Origin of the sequence: Moraxella sp. CTOTU49097, from assembly GCF_032064105.1 — a bacterium.
GTDB lineage: Bacteria > Pseudomonadota > Gammaproteobacteria > Pseudomonadales > Moraxellaceae > Faucicola > Faucicola osloensis_B.
In genome coordinates this window covers 83,868-100,282 of the sequence record NZ_DAMBOA010000005.1, presented here as the reverse complement: position 1 = coordinate 100,282, position 16,415 = coordinate 83,868, and the positions used below count along the sequence as shown (strand labels likewise).

The following is a 16,415-nucleotide window of genomic DNA, read 5'->3' as shown; positions in this document are numbered from 1 at the left end:
AGCCTTATTTGCTAAACGCTTGCCAAACAATTAAACATCTGTATTTAATATCTATTTAAGTTTCTATTAAATCTATATAAAAATCATTAGCTTACTGGAGGTAAACGCGTATGACACACCGTTCTGCACCTTTCGTGGCACCCAACTTGCATCTCAACCAATCTGATGGCTCAGACAACTCAGATAATGGCAATCCCTCAGCATTGCTGGTTGATGAAAAGGCGCATAAAAAACAGGTCAAGTTATTGCTCTCCACCTTGCAAGCCGATATTGCCCAATTTCGGGATAATTTTTTTCCGCCGCCCTATCTCACCCAAATTCAAGACTTGCCTATTTATGCAGGCAATTTGGCAGAGGTGCAAAGCTATGAGCAAACCTGGCAAGGGTTGATTGACCGCGCCAAAGGGTTTTATCCTTCGGCAGGATTGCCGCCTGATTATCTGCCATTACCTGCAAGCCTTGAGATACCGCAGTTTATTTATCATGTGCAAAAACTGCATTTGACCCGTACCAAAGCCAAAGAATCCAAAAATTTTGGGTCAGTGGGTGCACTGGTTGAAAAATGCGGTCCGTATGAGGATGCCCAGTTGATGGCGATGGAAAATGCCCTAGCGAAAAGCGAAGACGTGCGGCTGGTGGCGCATCGTGAATTTATTGATTTACGCGCTTATGTGTTTTGTCGCAATCCCAAAGGTGAATTGCTAGAGCCTGAACGGATTCGTTTTTATCGCACAGGTTTGGTCATTCAAACATTAGCAGACTTTAAAGTGGTGGACAGTCGGCAAACTCCCCGTAAAAAACGCAATGACGCCTATAAAAATGCGATTGCGGATAATGGGATTTGGAAAATTTTTGTCAAAAATTAAAAATAATTGAGGTTTTGTATGTTTGTGCTTGCTGCCAGTGCTGATAGTTCTATGATGCTTGACGCAACTATCTTTTTGGGTGCGGCAGTGATTTTGATACCGCTTGCAAAGCGTTTTGGTATCGCAACGGTTTTGGGTTATTTGTTTACAGGCTTATTGCTAGGTCCAAGTTTTTTAAAAGTTGCGGGTAACCCCGATGACTTGCTGCATTTTTCTGAATTTGGGGTCGTGCTGCTATTATTTATTATTGGTTTAGAGCTACAGCCCTCTCGGCTTTGGGCACTTAGGCAACAGATTTTTGTGTTAGGCGGGCTGCAGGTGATTGTCACGGGCGTGGTGCTGATGCTGCTATCGTGGTATTTTTTAGATATTCGGCTATCACATAGTTTTGTCATCGGTTTTGGCTTGGCGCTGTCATCTACGGCGTTTGTGTTGCAGTTATTGGGTGAAAAAAAGCAGCTTGCCACCACGCATGGTCAGCAAGCCTTTACTATTTTATTGTTTCAAGATATCGCGGTTATTCCTTTACTTGCGGCATTGCCATTTTTGTCGGGCGCGCAAGAGCAAAATTACGATTGGATTTATTTTGCCAAAGTCATCAGTATTTTTGCTGGCATGATATTTGTCAGTCGGTTTGTGGTACGTCCTTTCTTTAAGTTCGTGGCCTCTAGTAACGCCACCGAACTGCTCACCGCCACGGCGTTGTTTATCGTACTGGGTGTGTCGCTATTGATGAATTATATAGGCTTGTCAATGGCACTTGGGGCATTTTTAACTGGGGTGCTACTGGCTGACTCCGAATACCGCCACGAGTTAGAGGCGAGTATTGAGCCATTTAAGGGTTTGCTGCTTGGGCTGTTTTTTATGTCAGTTGGTATGCTTACCAACGTCAAATTAATTGTCGCCAAGCCCTTACTCATCATTGGCTTGGCAGTATTGCTAATGCTTATTAAGTTTGTGGTGCTGACAATCATTGCGCGGCTCATGGGCAACAAAAACGAAAGCAGTATCCGTCTTGGGGTGACGCTAGCGCAAGGCGGGGAATTTGCGTTTGTACTGTTTAGCGTGGCGACCGCCCAGCATCTGTTAACCCGTGAACAACAAAATATTCTAAACCTTGTGGTGACTGTCTCAATGGCAATGACACCACTGGCATTTTTATTACTGGAAAAAATTGGCGATCCGATATTTGCCAAAGCTAAACCCAGTAAAGAATACGACAAAATACCCAACCATGAGCACGCAGTGGTGATTGCAGGCTTTGGACGCGTCGGGCAAATCATCGGTCGCGTGCTACGCATGCACAATATTGAATTTACCGCGATTGAAAAATCTGCCAACCAAGTCGATTTCGTCCGCAAATTTGGTAACCAAGTATACTATGGTAATCCCCAAAACCCTGAAATCCTACGCGCAGCAGGGCTTCAACGAGCCAAAGTTTTTATTATTGCCATTGGTGATATCGAGCTGTCTGCAACGGTGGCCGATTATGCCGTACGCAATTATCCGCATCTGACCATCTTGGCACGTGCCAAAAACCGTGAGCATTATTATCGTTTGCGCGATGCGGGTGTTAAGTATATTTGGCGAGAAACCTACCTATCTTCGCTGGATATGTCACGCGAAACCTTGGAAGTATTGGGCATGGAGCCAAAAACTGCACGAAAAACCGTGCAAATGTTCCGCGATTATGATGACGCGTTGATTGAACGGCAGCGCGCCATCTATGAAGATGAAGCAGAGATGATTGCCTCAGCACAATCGGCGATTCAAGAACTCGAAAGCTTATTCGATAGCGATATGACCACCGCAAAAAATGAACTCCAAAAAGAAAAAGAGCGGTTTGAAAAATTGGCCGATGAACCCAAGTCGCATTAGCCGCATACGAATCATTAAACAATAAAAAAGGGCAATCACGTTCACGATTGCCCTTTGTTCAACTAAATAACTAAAACTCAAATCACTAAAACATATCACGATCAAAGGTAGAAGATATTTTATGAATCGACAAATCCGCGCCATTAAACTCTTCTTCATCGCCTAAACGTAGTCCCATGAACTGCTTGATAATCCCATACACCAAAAATCCTGTCGCTGTCGCAAAAAGGACGCCCATCAAACTGCCGAGCAGCTGCGCCCAAAAACTCACGCCACCATGACCACCAAGCCAATGTTGCCCAAAGATACCCACGGCAATCCCACCCCACAATCCGCACACCCCATGCAGCGGCCATACGCCAAGTACGTCATCAATTTTTAAACGATTTTGGGTAAAGGTAAACAACCATACAAACAACCCGCCCGCGATACCACCGACCACCAAGGCGCCTAAAGGGTGCATAATATCCGAGCCTGCACACACTGCAACCAGACCTGCCAACGGACCGTTATGCATAAAGCCTGGGTCGTTTTTGCCCACTATCATCGACACCAAAGTACCGCCCACCATCGCCATCAGCGAATTGACGGCCACCAGTCCTGAGATACTGCCGATTTTTTGTGCCGACATGACATTAAAGCCAAACCAACCGACAATCAAAATCCATGAACCCAATGCCAAAAACGGAATAGATGACGGTGGATGGGTACTGGCGTAGCCGTGTTTATAGCGGTTACGTCTGACACCAAGCAACAACACCGCGCCCAAGGCTATCCAACCACCAAACGCATGCACCACGATAGAGCCCGCAAAATCATGAAACTGCACGCCAAATAGCGACGCAAAAAAACCTTGCAACCCATAATTGCCATTCCATACCACCCCTTCGATCACAGGATAAAAGAAAGACACAATCACAAAGGTCGCCAAAAAAAGCGGCAATATTTTGGCGCGCTCTGCTACCCCACCTGATACGATAGCGGGAATTGCGGCGGCAAAAGTCAGTAAGAAGAAAAACTTCATCAGCTCATAGCCATTGTCGAGCAACAAAACATCAGTACTATGAAAAAAATTGATACCATACGCAAGTGGATAGCCAATAAAATAATACGCAATGGTGGAAATACAAAAATCGCCCAAAATCTTACCGAGCGCATTGACTTGGTTTTTTGCCCTCACTGTGCCTAATTCTAAAAACGCAAAACCTGCATGCATCGCTAGAATCATCACTGACCCAATCAATAAAAACAACACATCTAAACTTGAATGCAAAACTGGTTGCTGCATTAACACACCTCACTCACATGGTCAAACACTTAGGCAAAATCAAAAACGCTTGCTAAAGCAATAAATCTTTTTAACCGCTACCCTTTTTTGCCCCTAAGCGAGGCATCAACGACGCATGGTCAATCGACAAGCTGCCAGTGATATGCAAAATCATTGCCAATATTTACAAAAATTAACAATTCAATTTTTGATAAAAAAAACAGCCTAAATTTAGACTGTTTTTTACCGATTTATAGCGTTAGCAAGGACATCGCTTCATGCTACCGCCATTACTCGGGTAGCGCGCATCGACGCAGTAGCGAAAAAAGGTCTTTTCATCCATTGGCTCTAGGTCAGGATGCTGCTCCTGCATATGGCTGACGTAGGTCGCATAATCAGGGACACCGACCATCAAACGAAAGCTTTGTTGCATCCGTTTGACCAGCGTGATTAGGCGGGTCATATTTTTTGGACTAAAAATTATATCCTTTTGCGCCTTTAAGGTCATTTTAATCAAGTTAGCGATTAACGCGTTATTACTCATGTGATTCTCCTTCTATCTGCCTAGCATGGTTTTGGTGAAAATCAAGCAATTGCACAATATAAGTGCAATCACTGTTAATTTTTCACTAATGCGGTGCAGAAATATTCAAGGGTTTTGGATCTTCATAAATCGCCTCACCTTCAACCACGGTAGGTTTATCACTTGCCAAGGCTTTTGTTAAAGCGCGAATCGTACCGAAAATCATCACAATCATCACAATCATAAAGAAGCCACAAAGCACGGCATCCACATAGTTTGAGAATACGATGGTTTGCATCTCATCCAAGGTTTTGGCAGGTTTTAACACTTCACCTTTGGCAATCGCGGCACTGTATTTTTGTGCTTGCGCTAAGAAACCAATCGCTGGATTTTCATGGAAGATTTTTTGCCAACCCGCCGTCAGACAGGTAACCAATAAGAAAACCGTGGGTGCCACAGTGACCCAAGCGTACTTTTGTTTTTTCATTTTAAATAAAACTGCGGTGCCTAGTGTCAATGCCATGGCTGCCAAAATTTGGTTACCGATGCCAAATAGCGGCCACAATGAGTTAATGCCCCCAAGCGGATCAATGACGCCTTGGTAGACAAAGAAGCCCCAAGCGGCGACTGCAATCAAAGTCGCAAGCAAATGCACGCCTAGATTGGTTGAGCCACGTACCGATGGCACCACGATGCCAATGGTGTCTTGTACCATAAAACGACAAGCACGCGTCCCTGCATCGACTGCAGTCAAAATAAACAAGGCTTCAAATAAAATCGCAAAGTGATACCAAAAACCCATCATCGCGGTACTACCAAAGATAGAGGACAGGATATGCGCCATCCCAATTGCAAAGGTCGGTGCACCGCCTGTCCGTGAGATAATGGAGCTCTCACCCACTTGCTGCGCTAGCGTCGTAAGCGCATCGGGGGTAATTACAAACCCCAATTTTTGGATAGCGGCTGCCGCTGTCTCGGGTGTTGTACCTAAAAGCGCTGCTGGCGCATTAATCGCAAAATACATACCAGGGTCAAGAATGGTGGCACAGATCATTGCCATGATACCAACCATCGACTCCATGAGCATACCACCGTAACCAATGGCGCGAGTATCTACTTCATTGTCCACAAGTTTTGGGGTCGTACCACTCGATACCAAGGCGTGAAAACCAGAGATAGCACCACAAGCAATGGTAATAAACAAGAACGGAAATAACCCGCCTTTAAATACGGGACCTGTACCATCGATAAATTTGGTAACCGCGGGCATTTTTAACTCGGGCATGGTAAAGACAATCGCCAATGCCAGACCTGCAATCACCCCTATTTTTAAAAAAGTTGACAAATAATCACGCGGCGCAAGCAGCAGCCACACAGGTAATACCGATGCCACTACCCCATAAATCATCAATGCCCAAGTCAGCTGGGTACCTGTCAAGGTAAACAATTCAGCCATCGCAGGGTCTTTGGCAATATCGCCACCAAATACAATCGCCGCCATCATCAACACAAAGCCGATGATAGACACTTCCATGATTTTACCTGGGCGTAAATAACGCATATAGACGCCCATCAGTAGCGCGATTGGAATCGTTGCCGCGATGGTAAATAGCCCCCAAGGACTGTGCGCTAGCGCCTTTACCACCACCAGTGCCAGTACGGCAAGAATAATGACCATCACGCCGAGTGCACCGAGCATCACCGTAATACCCGTAAAAGTACCCAGCTCGTCTTTTGCCATTTCACCCAGTGATTTGCCATCACGGCGGGTCGAGATAAATAGTACAGTAAAATCTTGTACCGCACCTGCAAATACCACCCCAATAATGAGCCATAGCGTACCTGGCAAATAACCCATTTGTGCCGCTAAGATAGGACCGACTAATGGACCGGCCCCAGCAATCGCAGCAAAGTGGTGACCAAATAAGACGTATTTATTGGTAGGAACATAATCTAAGCCATCTTTTAGGCGATGAGCGGGTGTCACGCGGCGGGGATTGAGTTCAAAGACTTTTTTGGCGATAAATAAACTATAGTAGCGATAAGCAATGCTATACGAACACACGGCAGCAGCAACAAGCCACACGGCATTGATACTTTCGCCGCGGTGAAGGGCAATTGTCCCTAATGCCACTGCGCCAATAATTGCAACAAGTAACCATACTATCTTTGATAGCATGGGGGAGTTACTTGTCATTGCGGAATTTGTCTGCATGTCAACTCCTTTTTATATGAAGATCATCCTAGGATAGAGATAAAAGCAAGTATGTTAAAAAGCAATCGTGTTAAATGGAACTAAATCAACATGTAATTACGTTAAACAATCCTTGCTAGTTTTTTGTAATATTTTGCAAATTGTAACATGAATTAATGGTTATTCGTCACTCAATGTATGACTGTTACCCAATATATACCAAATTTACTGGCTTTAGCCTGCGTCGTTGTTTGGTATAATGACCTAATCGGCTTAAATGCCTGTACATCTTAGCCTATATTTTTTGACCAGTTTTACAAACTTAATCGGCCAAGTTGCTGCTACGGCATTTATTTTTGCATTTTTTATGTATTTTTATGCTTTTTTTAATGAAACATACCCTATGAAACCAACCCAAAATCATCAGCCTCAAATGTTTGACCCAACAGACAAAATGAACTCGGTTGATACTGCCAGTAATGTCGATGCCAATCTGCTGCATCAGTCAACCGTAACACTTGAAGGCATGCCAAAGGTGAGCGAGTTGCAAAAACTGCAATCAGATAACCGTACAGCGCGCAAGCCTTTCCAGTGGCAGTTTTTGTTGCCGAAATATTGGGGGATTTGGCTTGGGGTTGCGCTGATTTTGCCATTGATTTATTTGCCGTTGCGCTACCAATTTAAAATCGGTCATTTTTTGGGAAAATTGTTATTTGGACTGATTAAAAGCCGCCGAGCCGATACTTTGACCAATCTGTCATTGGCGTTTCCAGAGCTCAGCGAAGATCAGCGTTTAGAGATGGCAGAGAAGATTTTTATCAATGCCGGCGTGGGTGTGTTTGAAAGCCTGTGTGCGTGGTATCGACCTGATGTATTTACCCGCTGCGTCACTGTATCAGGGCTGCAACATGTCAAAAACGCCCAATCGCAAGGTAAAGCGGTGATTTTACTCGGTATCCATTCAACTTTGCTTGATTTGGGTGGACGGCTGACCACCATGTTTACCCCGCTAGATGTGGTATATCGACCGCAAAACAATGCGCTGCTTGATTGGTTCATTTTTAACGCTCGCTCAAAGGTTTATAGCGACCAAATCAGTCATCGCGATATGCGCCATTTTGCCAAAAATCTTAAAGACAACCATGTGGTATGGATTACCCCCGACCAAGATTTTGGGCTTAAACAAGGCGTGATGGCAGACTTTTTTGGAGTACCCGCTGCCACTTTGACTGCACCACGTCGCATGGCAAAACTGGGCAATAAAGCCAATCCGCCTGCCGTGATGGTATTGCATTTTTATCGGGAAACCCCGGATGAGATGCCAAAAGGTCGCAAACCGCATTATCACATCATCTTCTCGCCTATCATTGACAACTATCCAACCGAAGATGAATTAGCGGATGCCAAACGCATAAATCAGCTATTAGAAAATTATATCCGTATCGACCCGACCCAATACATGTGGTTTCATCGGCGCTATAAAACCCAGCCTACTGGTATCCGCTATTACCGCTAATTTTGCTCATGCGAGTCATGTGGCTCAGCCAATTTTTGGCATGAATTTGTAGTCAAAAACCGCTATACTAACGGACAATTTTTTTGCCTATTTTGTACTTTTTTTGCTTTTGTTTGGAATTTTGAACATGAATGATAAAACAGCCGCGCCGCGCCGCATTTTAACCGGTATTACCACCAGTGGTATTCCCCATCTTGGCAACTATGTCGGTGCCATTCGCCCAGCCATACAATCGGCGATACAAGGCGCCAGTACGGGAGAAAGCGACGCTTATTTTTTCTTGGCGGATTTGCACGCACTCATCAAATGCCACGACCCTGAGGCGATTCATGCATCAACCAAGGCAATTGCCGCAACGTGGCTTGCGTGTGGTCTCGACCCTGAGCGCGTGGTGTTTTACCGCCAGTCGGATATTATCGAAATTCCAGAACTAACTTGGGTGCTCAACTGTAACTGTGCTAAAGGCTTGATGAACCGTGCGCACGCCTACAAAGCCGCCGTAGATGCTAACCGTGAAACGCCAGACACTGACCCTGATTATGGCATTTCGATGGGATTATTTAGTTATCCTGTGCTAATGGCCGCGGATATTTTGATGTTTAATGCCACCCATGTCCCTGTGGGGAAAGACCAAATCCAACATATCGAGATGGCACGTGATATGGCAGGTACCTTTAATTTTCGCTATTGTGACCCAGAAAAACCGATTTTTGTATTGCCCGAAGCCATGGTAGATGATGACACGCCGCTACTGACGGGGCTTGATGGTCGTAAAATGTCAAAAAGCTATGGCAATACCATTCCGTTATTTGGCGACCCTTCATCAAATCAGTCGCAAGTAGACGGTGAAAAAGCGCTGCGAAAAGCCATCATGCGTATTGTTACTAATTCACAGCTGCCAGAAGAACCCAAAAACCCCGATGAATCCACGATTTTTGAGATTTATCGTGCATTCGCTAGCGCGGAAGAACAACAACTACTGCGTCAACGTTTTGAGCAAGGTATCGGTTGGGGCGATGCCAAAGAAGTGTTGTTTGAAAAAATTAACAGCGAAATTGCCCCTTTCCGAGCTCGTTACAATGAATTGATGGCGAATCCAAAAGAATTGGAAGAAATCTTACAAATGGGCGCTGAAAAAGCCCGCCGTGATGCGCGAAAACGCCTAGAAAAAGTACGAAAAGCCATTGGTATTAAGCCCTTGGCAAAGTTGAAAAAGTAATTTTAACCTTTATTTGACTAAGGAAAGTGCAGATGAAACTTACACCTACCCTAATGCTATTAATGGCAACCACACTAGGCTTGACAGGTTGTCAAACATCAAAAAATTTGTTGAATGGTTTTACAGGAGGAGAAACAAAGGTAGCAAAACTTCCTGAAACGTCTTCGAGCCGTGTTCAATTTGTTATTACCAGTGTGGTAGGTCGTTTTATTGCTTTACCAGACTCGCAAAATACTAAAGCTAACGGTAAAAACCTTGGTATTGTTGCTCAGAGCCGAGGTAATTTTGATAATATCTTATTTAGTAAAGAGGATAATCAAAGAACTATACGAAATAATTTAGGTATGCCTAAACCACAAATCGATTCTACCCGAGCAAAATCCACTAATGTGGTAGAAAGATATGTTAATGCCAATGAACAAATTCAAATTGAGTATAACATTAGCGTTTCACAGATTGCTTGTAAAATCGGTGGCAAATTTACTCCTCAACCCAATACAGACTACCGTATTACAGGAACTTCGGACTATAAAAAGTGCTATATTTTATTAGAAAAATTTGTCAAAAATGCAGACGGTACGACTACGTTACAACCTATGCGTTTTGAATAATAGGATGAATATTCCATATTAAATTCAGCAAGCCGTATTTGACCCAATAACGTACGGTTTCAATTTTCAATAAGAATAGACTATATGCAAGAAAATCTAGATTTTCAAAAATTCAAAATCTACACCGATAGGCTTTATCAAATCGATAAAGCCTTTGACGATGCGCAGCCCAACCGTCTCAACCGACATCGCCACCTTGAGCCTGATTCAGCCGAGTTTCTTGCCAGTCTGGTTATCAGTAAGCGGGCTAAAAATATATTAGAAATCGGTACATCAACAGGCTACTCTACACTATGGCTAGGCTATGCGTTAGCCCAAATCAATCGCGCCAATACCGCGGATACTGCCACGTTGACCTCGATTGATATTGATGAATGGCGATTACTAACCGCGCGCAATCACCTGCGCACCTTGCAGTTTGACCACAATATCACGCTACAACAAGTCGATGCGAAGGATTTTTTACGTCAGTCAACCGCCCATTTTGATGTGATTTTCTTGGATGCAGAGCGCAGGTTATATGGCGACTATGTGGCCGATTTTAAGCGATTGCTGACCTTTGGCGATATGCTGATTGTCGATAATGTGATTTCTCATGCCGATGAAGTGACAGCGTTTTTGTCAGCCTTTGAACAGGACAGCGACTATTTGTGCTCTACCCTATCAATTGGGGCAGGATTGTTTTTAGCAGTTAAACAATCAAAGGATTAATAACAAAATGCTATGGGAATTATTAAAACAAATTTGGTGGTTAATTCCTCTTTTCCTTATCATTAGTTTTTTAAAATCGCCTACTTTTAAAGGTTGGTTTGGCGAAAAAATGGTTGAAAAAGCTGCTAATCGCAAGCTGCCACATGATAGCTACCATGATTTTCAAAACGTCACTTTAGCAACTGATGAGGGTTCTACGCAAATTGACCATATTTATGTGTCGCGTTTTGGTATTTTCGTGGTTGAAACTAAAAACTATAAAGGCTGGATTTATGGTAAAGTCAAAGATGCCAAATGGACGCAAAACATTTATGGCAAAAAACATCTTTTCCAAAATCCGTTACGACAAAATTATAAACATATCAAAACATTGGAGAATTTATTAGATTTACCGACTGACGTTTTTCATTCAGTTATCGTATTTACAGGTGAATGTGAATTAAAAAGTAATTTTCCAGCCAATATCTGTCGCTTGGGAAATTTCACAGATTATATTTTGTCATTTGACCAACAAAAACTCAGCGACCTACAAGTTCAGCAAATCTGCCAATTATTGGCTACAAATCGTCTTGGTAATACGCTCAAAACTCGCCATCAGCATATTCAAAACCTAAAAAAACAACATCACAAATGACCAATTTAGCCATTCGAATTTTTGAGACGCCTGTTCAAAGTCTGCCCGAGGACCTCTATATTCCGCCTGAAGCCTTTGCCATTTGGCTGGAGCAGTTTGAAGGTCCGCTGGATTTTTTGTTGTACTTAGTCAAAAAAAATAACTTTGATATCACCACCACAGCGATTTTGCCGATTACCGAGCAGTACCTGACTTATATTGAGGAATTGGATGACAATCATTTTGAGTTGGCAGGCGATTATTTGCTGATGGCAAGTACCTTAATTGCTATCAAAAGCGAATTACTGCTACCAAGCCCCCAACTGCCAGAGGATGAAAAAAACCCCACCAAGCAGCTGATTGACAGACTTGAACAATACGCCCAAATCAAACACGCCAGTCAGCGTATCGATGCGTTAATGCGCCTTGAGCGCGATGTGTTTTTGGCATACGCCAGTTTGCCAAACCCTGATATATTAGCCAAAGAGATTGCACCCTATCCTGCCACCATGCTTGCCGACAGCTTAATCAAAATGCAGCTAAAGCCCGATTACCAAATGCACCATGTCAAAGCCGATATCGTGCCTTTAGCAGAACGTATGGCAAGTATTAGCCGTATGTTGGCAAGTCGGGGTCAAGGCACTTTCCACGACATATTAGATAAATCACAAGGCAAACTGGGTGTGGTGGTGAGTTTTGTTGCCATTTTGGAATTAGCCAAACAGCGGATGCTAAAATTTGTCGCACAAGAGGATGACAACGCTTCCGATGTAAGCGAACTAACCTTGATATGGGCATCGTCATGACCGATTTTAACCAACAACATCATCTTGCCCAGCAGCATAGCAAATCTATTGAAGCGATTTTACATGCCTCAGAAACCCCAATTACTGCCAAACAGCTATGTCACTGGTTATCGATTAATCCAAACCAACTGAGCATGGCGCTCACGGTCTTGCAGCAGCGTCTATCACAAGGCGCATTAACCTTAGCGGATACCGCGAGCGGCTACCGATTGCAAATCGCCAATGACTTTAGCCCACTTATTCAGCAAGTTTTTCCCCAGCGTCAAGAAACCCTAAGCCAAGCGTTATTAGAAACGTTAAGTGTGATTGCTTATAAACAACCGGTGACGCGTGGCGATATTGAGCAAATTCGTGGCGTGACTGTATCAAGCAATATTTTACGGCAACTATTTGATAAGGGCTGGATTATTGAGCAAGGCTTTCGCGATACGCTAGGACGTCCTGCACTACTGCATACCACCCCAGCGTTTTTAGCCGCCTTTGGGCTTAAAAGCTTGCAAGATTTACCAAAGCTAGCTGATGTGCAACAGCTTGAGATATAAAAAAGCTGCCGACTGGGCAGCTTCTTAAAGACCCTGTTTAAAAACCCTACCTCAACAACAACCTGCCTCAAGGCAAGCGGCGAGCAGGGGGGCCCCACTGGTTGACATTCGGCTTGGTATCTGTGCAATACCACACCAGCAGCACAATTCCGCCAATGATGGGGATAAAGGCAATGAGCATCCACCAACCTGATTTATTAATATCATGTAAACGACGAACACCGACTGCAATATTGGGAATCACCAATGCCAAAGAAATAAGCCCCGCCACAATGCCATCAGTGCCAATCATATAATCGATGATTGCCGCACCCAGATACAACATGAACCACGCCAAATAAAAATACCAATATTCTTTACGTCTAGCACGCCCTTTAAAATTGGCATAATTGCTGAGACTTTTTTTAACCCAATCAAAAAAGCCATAATTTTCTTCAATCGCCCATGCTGGATTGACGGCATTGATGCCCGCTGCGTGAGTAACCTGACCATAGTTGGCAGCTGTAGAGTTGCCTGTATAGCCGTGATGGATGGGCGCAATCGTGCTATCTATCGGTTTGTTCAGATTGATTGTATTGCCTGCGGCAAGACCGGCAACTGCCACTGCATAACCCTGCGCATCGACACTAAATTCTACTTGCTGTCCTGCCATCGGTGCCGTTGCTTGTTGCCATTGTTGGCTAGTAAATGGGTAATTTTTGCCGTCCTCCGCCATGATGATACCTTGACCATGTTGCGGCGAGAAATTGGCTATTTGCCCTTTCATTGTTATTATTCCCTGTAGTTGTATTGATTTACTTATGTCGATAATTATAACGTAAAATAATTTTTACAATGTGACATTATTTATGTTAAATTTTTGATTAAAATACTGGTTAAAATTTAGCCACATGACTTTATACTAGCATTCAGCCATCGCTTATCCTACAATAGGCACAAGCATGAAGTTTCATGCTAGCACAACATTGTGAAATGTTGCTACCTATTAAAGGATTATTGAATGAAAGACGAAAAACTGCAAAAAGCCCTCGCCCGTTTAGGCTTAGGTTCGCGCCGCCAAATGGAAGATGTGATTCGCGAAGGTCGCGTCAGTGTTAACGGCACTGTCGCTACCATTGGTGACCGTGTCGGACAGGGCGATGAAATCCGAGTCGATGGACGTTTGCTACGCTATACCGCAGAAAACGAAAAACGCCGCCGTATCTTGATGTATTACAAGCCAGAAGGCGAAATTTGCTCAGCCCATGATCCAGAAGGTCGTCCCACGGTATTTGAGCGCCTGCCACCACTGAACCATGACCGCTGGGTAATGGTGGGTCGGTTGGACATCAACTCAACAGGTTTATTGCTATTTACCAATGATGGTGAACTGGCTCACCGTCTGATGCACCCATCAAATGAAATAGAGCGCGAATATGCGGTGCGTGTGATGGGGGAAGTCACCCCTGAGATTATCTTAAACCTCAAACGAGGCGTCATGCTAGAAGATGGTATGGCACAGTTTGATGACATCGTTGAAAAAGGCGGTGAAGGTATTAATAAATGGTACCAAGTCAAACTCAAAGAAGGTCGCAATCGTGAAGTACGCCGCTTATTTGAATCGCAAGGCTTAAAAGTAAGCCGATTACTGCGTATCCGTTACGGCTCTGTCAGTCTCCCAAGGGAACTTCGCACGGGTCGCTATCTTGAGCTAGATCGCCGTGAGATTGACACCTTAGCAGGACTTGTCAACATTCGCCCGCGCCAAGGCACAGGGCTTTACGGCATTGCCAAACGCCGCCAAGAACGCTTTGAAAAAAAACCGCTAAAAGCTCGCCGCGGCGGTCATCACTTACGCCGCGATAAAGAAAAAAGAAGCAGCTAACCGCGATAAAATTTACACAAAAAGCAACTTACAAAAAAAGCGTATCCATTTGATACGCTTTTTTCATTTTAATATGCCGATATTAATCTACCATCGACTACGTGCGATTTTTGACATAGCGGTAAGTTGACGCAAATTGCTGGCTGACTTCATGAAACATCTCATTAAGCAATTCATCCAATTGCAGATTGACCCGAGCCAATACCTCAATGAGCATATCGCCTGCGGTCATCTCCCCCTGAATTTTTTGATTGAGCTGACCGGGATGATATTTGGCAATTTGGTCATACTGGTGCACAGCTTCGGGAATCGTCTGCTCAATCAAGCGGTTGACCACAAACTTATTTTCAGTCAACCATTGGGTTTGCTGGTGTTGGTGGTCTGCTTGATTACCTGACTGGCTTTGGTCGCGTTGCCACGCCTGATAACGCATGAGTTTGTCATGGATGGTATCAAGCAGCATTACAGCAGCTGTTGGCATACGTTCAATTGACGCGCCATCAATACCTAAAATCGAAGGTGAAGATAATCGCGGTTGTTGATTTTTTGCTTTAAACCATTTTTTATTGCTTGCATTTTTGCTGGCACGTGGCATCAGCTCAAAACGGCTATCACTACCGAAGGTATTGGGAATTGGCAGGTTTGATTGGTACGCCAAGCGCATGGTTTCTGGTTTTGCCGGTGATGCTGTGGACGGCACGGAATATTGAGACATACCCACCTCAATACCTGCCATGTCATGTAGTTTATACCAAGCCAGCCTTATCCATCGATACACCAAAAAGCTTATCAATACAGTCAACAATATACCGAGCAAAATATTCATCTATACGCCTTAACAGCTTGTCTATCAATAACAGCCTGCCTATAAAAAGCAAATATAGCCTTACTATGATTGCAACTGTTTAAAAATTCAAGCATGTTAGCGTTGGCTAAGCCTAAATATTCATCGGTCAAAAAAAGTATTGCCCAGAAATTTTAGCGATTACTTTTAGCTATTAACTATTGTCCTAAATCGTTATGTTTACATGGTATGCCAATAGCGAAGTTTATTAATTTCAAATAAGAATGCCACAAACATGCCGAGATAATACGCCAATTTAAGCTCAAAACTGTCATCCCGTAACTTAAAAGGTAATGCGCAAAGGGTGACGGCAAGCGGAATCCACAATAGCATAAACACCCAATTTTCGATGACATTGAGCCAGCCTTGCATTCCCTTGCTGCTGCGTAGAGCCGCCAACCCTAACAACAAACAAGCAACTATCAGTGTGTTGATTAAGCCTTTTGGAAGATTACTGGGATAAATCGATAATTCTTGCTTAGTATAATGTGGCAATGCCATTCAATAAATTCCTAAATAATTACTGAGGATTAGTGTTATGTGTAGCGTCAATGTCTAGCATCAATTTATCGCGTTAATGTCAATATCTTGATGGGTGCCGACTCGCTAAACGAACCGTTACGAATATGCTGCCATCATCCATAGCATCGCCACACAGCTAAATAGCAAACCCAAGGTTAATGCATTGCGATTTTGAATCGGTGCACGCCCTGAGTAGCGATTTAACACCTGTGAACCCACGACAAAAGCCAGTGGAATACCGAGCCAAAAAATCGCAATGGTACTCACCAGTGAGGGCAGCATTGATGATAAACTATCGCCAAACATCAACCTAAACCCAAAACCTGCCAACCCTAGCAACACCGCAAATATTGCCAGCCCAATTGTCAGACCTTTGGGTACTAAAGACGGGGATTGAACGTCCATACCAATTTCCTTGTGTATCATTGCTTGTGTATCA

17 protein-coding genes are annotated in these 16,415 nt (G+C 43.8%); 10 read left to right on the top strand and 7 right to left on the bottom strand.

All coding sequences use genetic code 11. The annotated features are described in order from the left end of the window. Positions 1-110: 110 nt before the first annotated feature. Together RT064_RS04970 and RT064_RS04965 are read left to right on the top strand one after the other, a co-directional pair. Positions 111-866, top strand: a complete 756-nt coding sequence (locus RT064_RS04970; protein WP_313062098.1) for a hypothetical protein — start codon at positions 111-113, stop codon at positions 864-866. Positions 867-884: 18 nt separating this feature from the next. Further along, a complete protein-coding gene (locus RT064_RS04965) occupies positions 885-2,744 on the top strand; it encodes a monovalent cation:proton antiporter-2 (CPA2) family protein (protein ID WP_313062096.1) in 1,860 nt (619 codons plus the stop codon). An 85-nt stretch (positions 2,745-2,829) separates the two neighbouring features. On the opposite strand, the gene RT064_RS04960 is transcribed toward RT064_RS04965, so the two are convergent. The 3 genes from RT064_RS04960 to RT064_RS04950 form a co-directional block, all read right to left on the bottom strand. After that, entirely contained in the window at positions 2,830-4,032 is a 1,203-nt protein-coding gene (locus RT064_RS04960) for an ammonium transporter (protein ID WP_313062094.1), read from the bottom strand. A gap of 238 nt (positions 4,033-4,270) precedes the next feature. Further along, complete coding sequence (locus RT064_RS04955) at positions 4,271-4,555, bottom strand: YbdD/YjiX family protein (protein WP_313062093.1); 285 nt, start codon at positions 4,553-4,555, stop codon at positions 4,271-4,273. Between the two features lie 85 nt (positions 4,556-4,640). Further along, entirely contained in the window at positions 4,641-6,731 is a 2,091-nt protein-coding gene (locus RT064_RS04950) for a carbon starvation CstA family protein (protein ID WP_409519531.1), read from the bottom strand. 523 nt (positions 6,732-7,254) lie between these two features. Here RT064_RS04950 and RT064_RS04945 point away from each other — a divergent pair. The 7 genes from RT064_RS04945 to scpB all read left to right on the top strand — a co-directional run bounded on the left by RT064_RS04945 (position 7,255) and on the right by scpB (position 12,746). Continuing rightward, positions 7,255-8,244: an LpxL/LpxP family acyltransferase gene (locus RT064_RS04945; RefSeq protein WP_313062162.1), complete on the top strand. Its 990-nt coding sequence runs from the start codon at positions 7,255-7,257 to the stop codon at positions 8,242-8,244. 127 nt (positions 8,245-8,371) lie between these two features. After that, complete coding sequence (gene trpS, locus RT064_RS04940; RefSeq protein WP_313062090.1) at positions 8,372-9,463, top strand: tryptophan--tRNA ligase; 1,092 nt, start codon at positions 8,372-8,374, stop codon at positions 9,461-9,463. Between the two features lie 32 nt (positions 9,464-9,495). After that, positions 9,496-10,074, top strand: coding sequence for a hypothetical protein (locus RT064_RS04935; RefSeq protein WP_313062089.1), 579 nt, complete (start codon positions 9,496-9,498; stop codon positions 10,072-10,074). A gap of 84 nt (positions 10,075-10,158) precedes the next feature. Next, positions 10,159-10,785 carry an O-methyltransferase gene (locus RT064_RS04930; RefSeq protein WP_313062088.1) on the top strand — a complete coding sequence of 209 codons (627 nt, stop codon included), beginning with the start codon at positions 10,159-10,161 and terminating at the stop codon, positions 10,783-10,785. 7 nt (positions 10,786-10,792) lie between these two features. Further along, positions 10,793-11,419: a nuclease-related domain-containing protein gene (locus RT064_RS04925; RefSeq protein ID WP_313062087.1), complete on the top strand. Its 627-nt coding sequence runs from the start codon at positions 10,793-10,795 to the stop codon at positions 11,417-11,419. Continuing rightward, the gene (locus RT064_RS04920; RefSeq protein ID WP_313062085.1) at positions 11,416-12,204 is read left to right on the top strand and encodes a segregation and condensation protein A; all 789 of its coding nucleotides are present in this window, start codon (positions 11,416-11,418) and stop codon (positions 12,202-12,204) included. The genes RT064_RS04925 and RT064_RS04920 overlap by 4 nt, the downstream gene beginning before the upstream one ends. Then, positions 12,201-12,746: an SMC-Scp complex subunit ScpB gene (gene scpB, locus RT064_RS04915; RefSeq protein WP_313062083.1), complete on the top strand. Its 546-nt coding sequence runs from the start codon at positions 12,201-12,203 to the stop codon at positions 12,744-12,746. The genes RT064_RS04920 and scpB overlap by 4 nt, the downstream gene beginning before the upstream one ends. A 67-nt stretch (positions 12,747-12,813) precedes the next feature. Here the strand turns inward: scpB and RT064_RS04910 are convergent, their stop codons facing one another. Then, positions 12,814-13,512, bottom strand: a complete 699-nt coding sequence (locus RT064_RS04910; RefSeq protein ID WP_313062082.1) for a DUF805 domain-containing protein — start codon at positions 13,510-13,512, stop codon at positions 12,814-12,816. Between the two features lie 234 nt (positions 13,513-13,746). Between RT064_RS04910 and rluB the strand changes: the two genes are divergently transcribed. Beyond that, positions 13,747-14,610 carry a 23S rRNA pseudouridine(2605) synthase RluB gene (gene rluB, locus RT064_RS04905; RefSeq protein ID WP_036591148.1) on the top strand — a complete coding sequence of 288 codons (864 nt, stop codon included), beginning with the start codon at positions 13,747-13,749 and terminating at the stop codon, positions 14,608-14,610. A gap of 97 nt (positions 14,611-14,707) precedes the next feature. Here rluB and RT064_RS04900 read toward each other — a convergent pair whose 3' ends face one another. The 3 genes from RT064_RS04900 to RT064_RS04890 form a co-directional block, all read right to left on the bottom strand. Continuing rightward, positions 14,708-15,436 (bottom strand): hypothetical protein, encoded by a 729-nt coding sequence (locus tag RT064_RS04900; protein ID WP_313062081.1) that lies wholly within the window; start codon positions 15,434-15,436, stop codon positions 14,708-14,710. A 198-nt stretch (positions 15,437-15,634) separates the two neighbouring features. Further along, complete coding sequence (locus tag RT064_RS04895; RefSeq protein ID WP_007115494.1) at positions 15,635-15,955, bottom strand: hypothetical protein; 321 nt, start codon at positions 15,953-15,955, stop codon at positions 15,635-15,637. 117 nt (positions 15,956-16,072) lie between these two features. Continuing rightward, on the bottom strand, positions 16,073-16,381 hold the full coding sequence (locus RT064_RS04890) for a hypothetical protein (protein WP_099807756.1): 309 nt from the start codon (positions 16,379-16,381) through the stop codon (positions 16,073-16,075). Between the last annotated feature and the right edge of the window lie 34 nt (positions 16,382-16,415).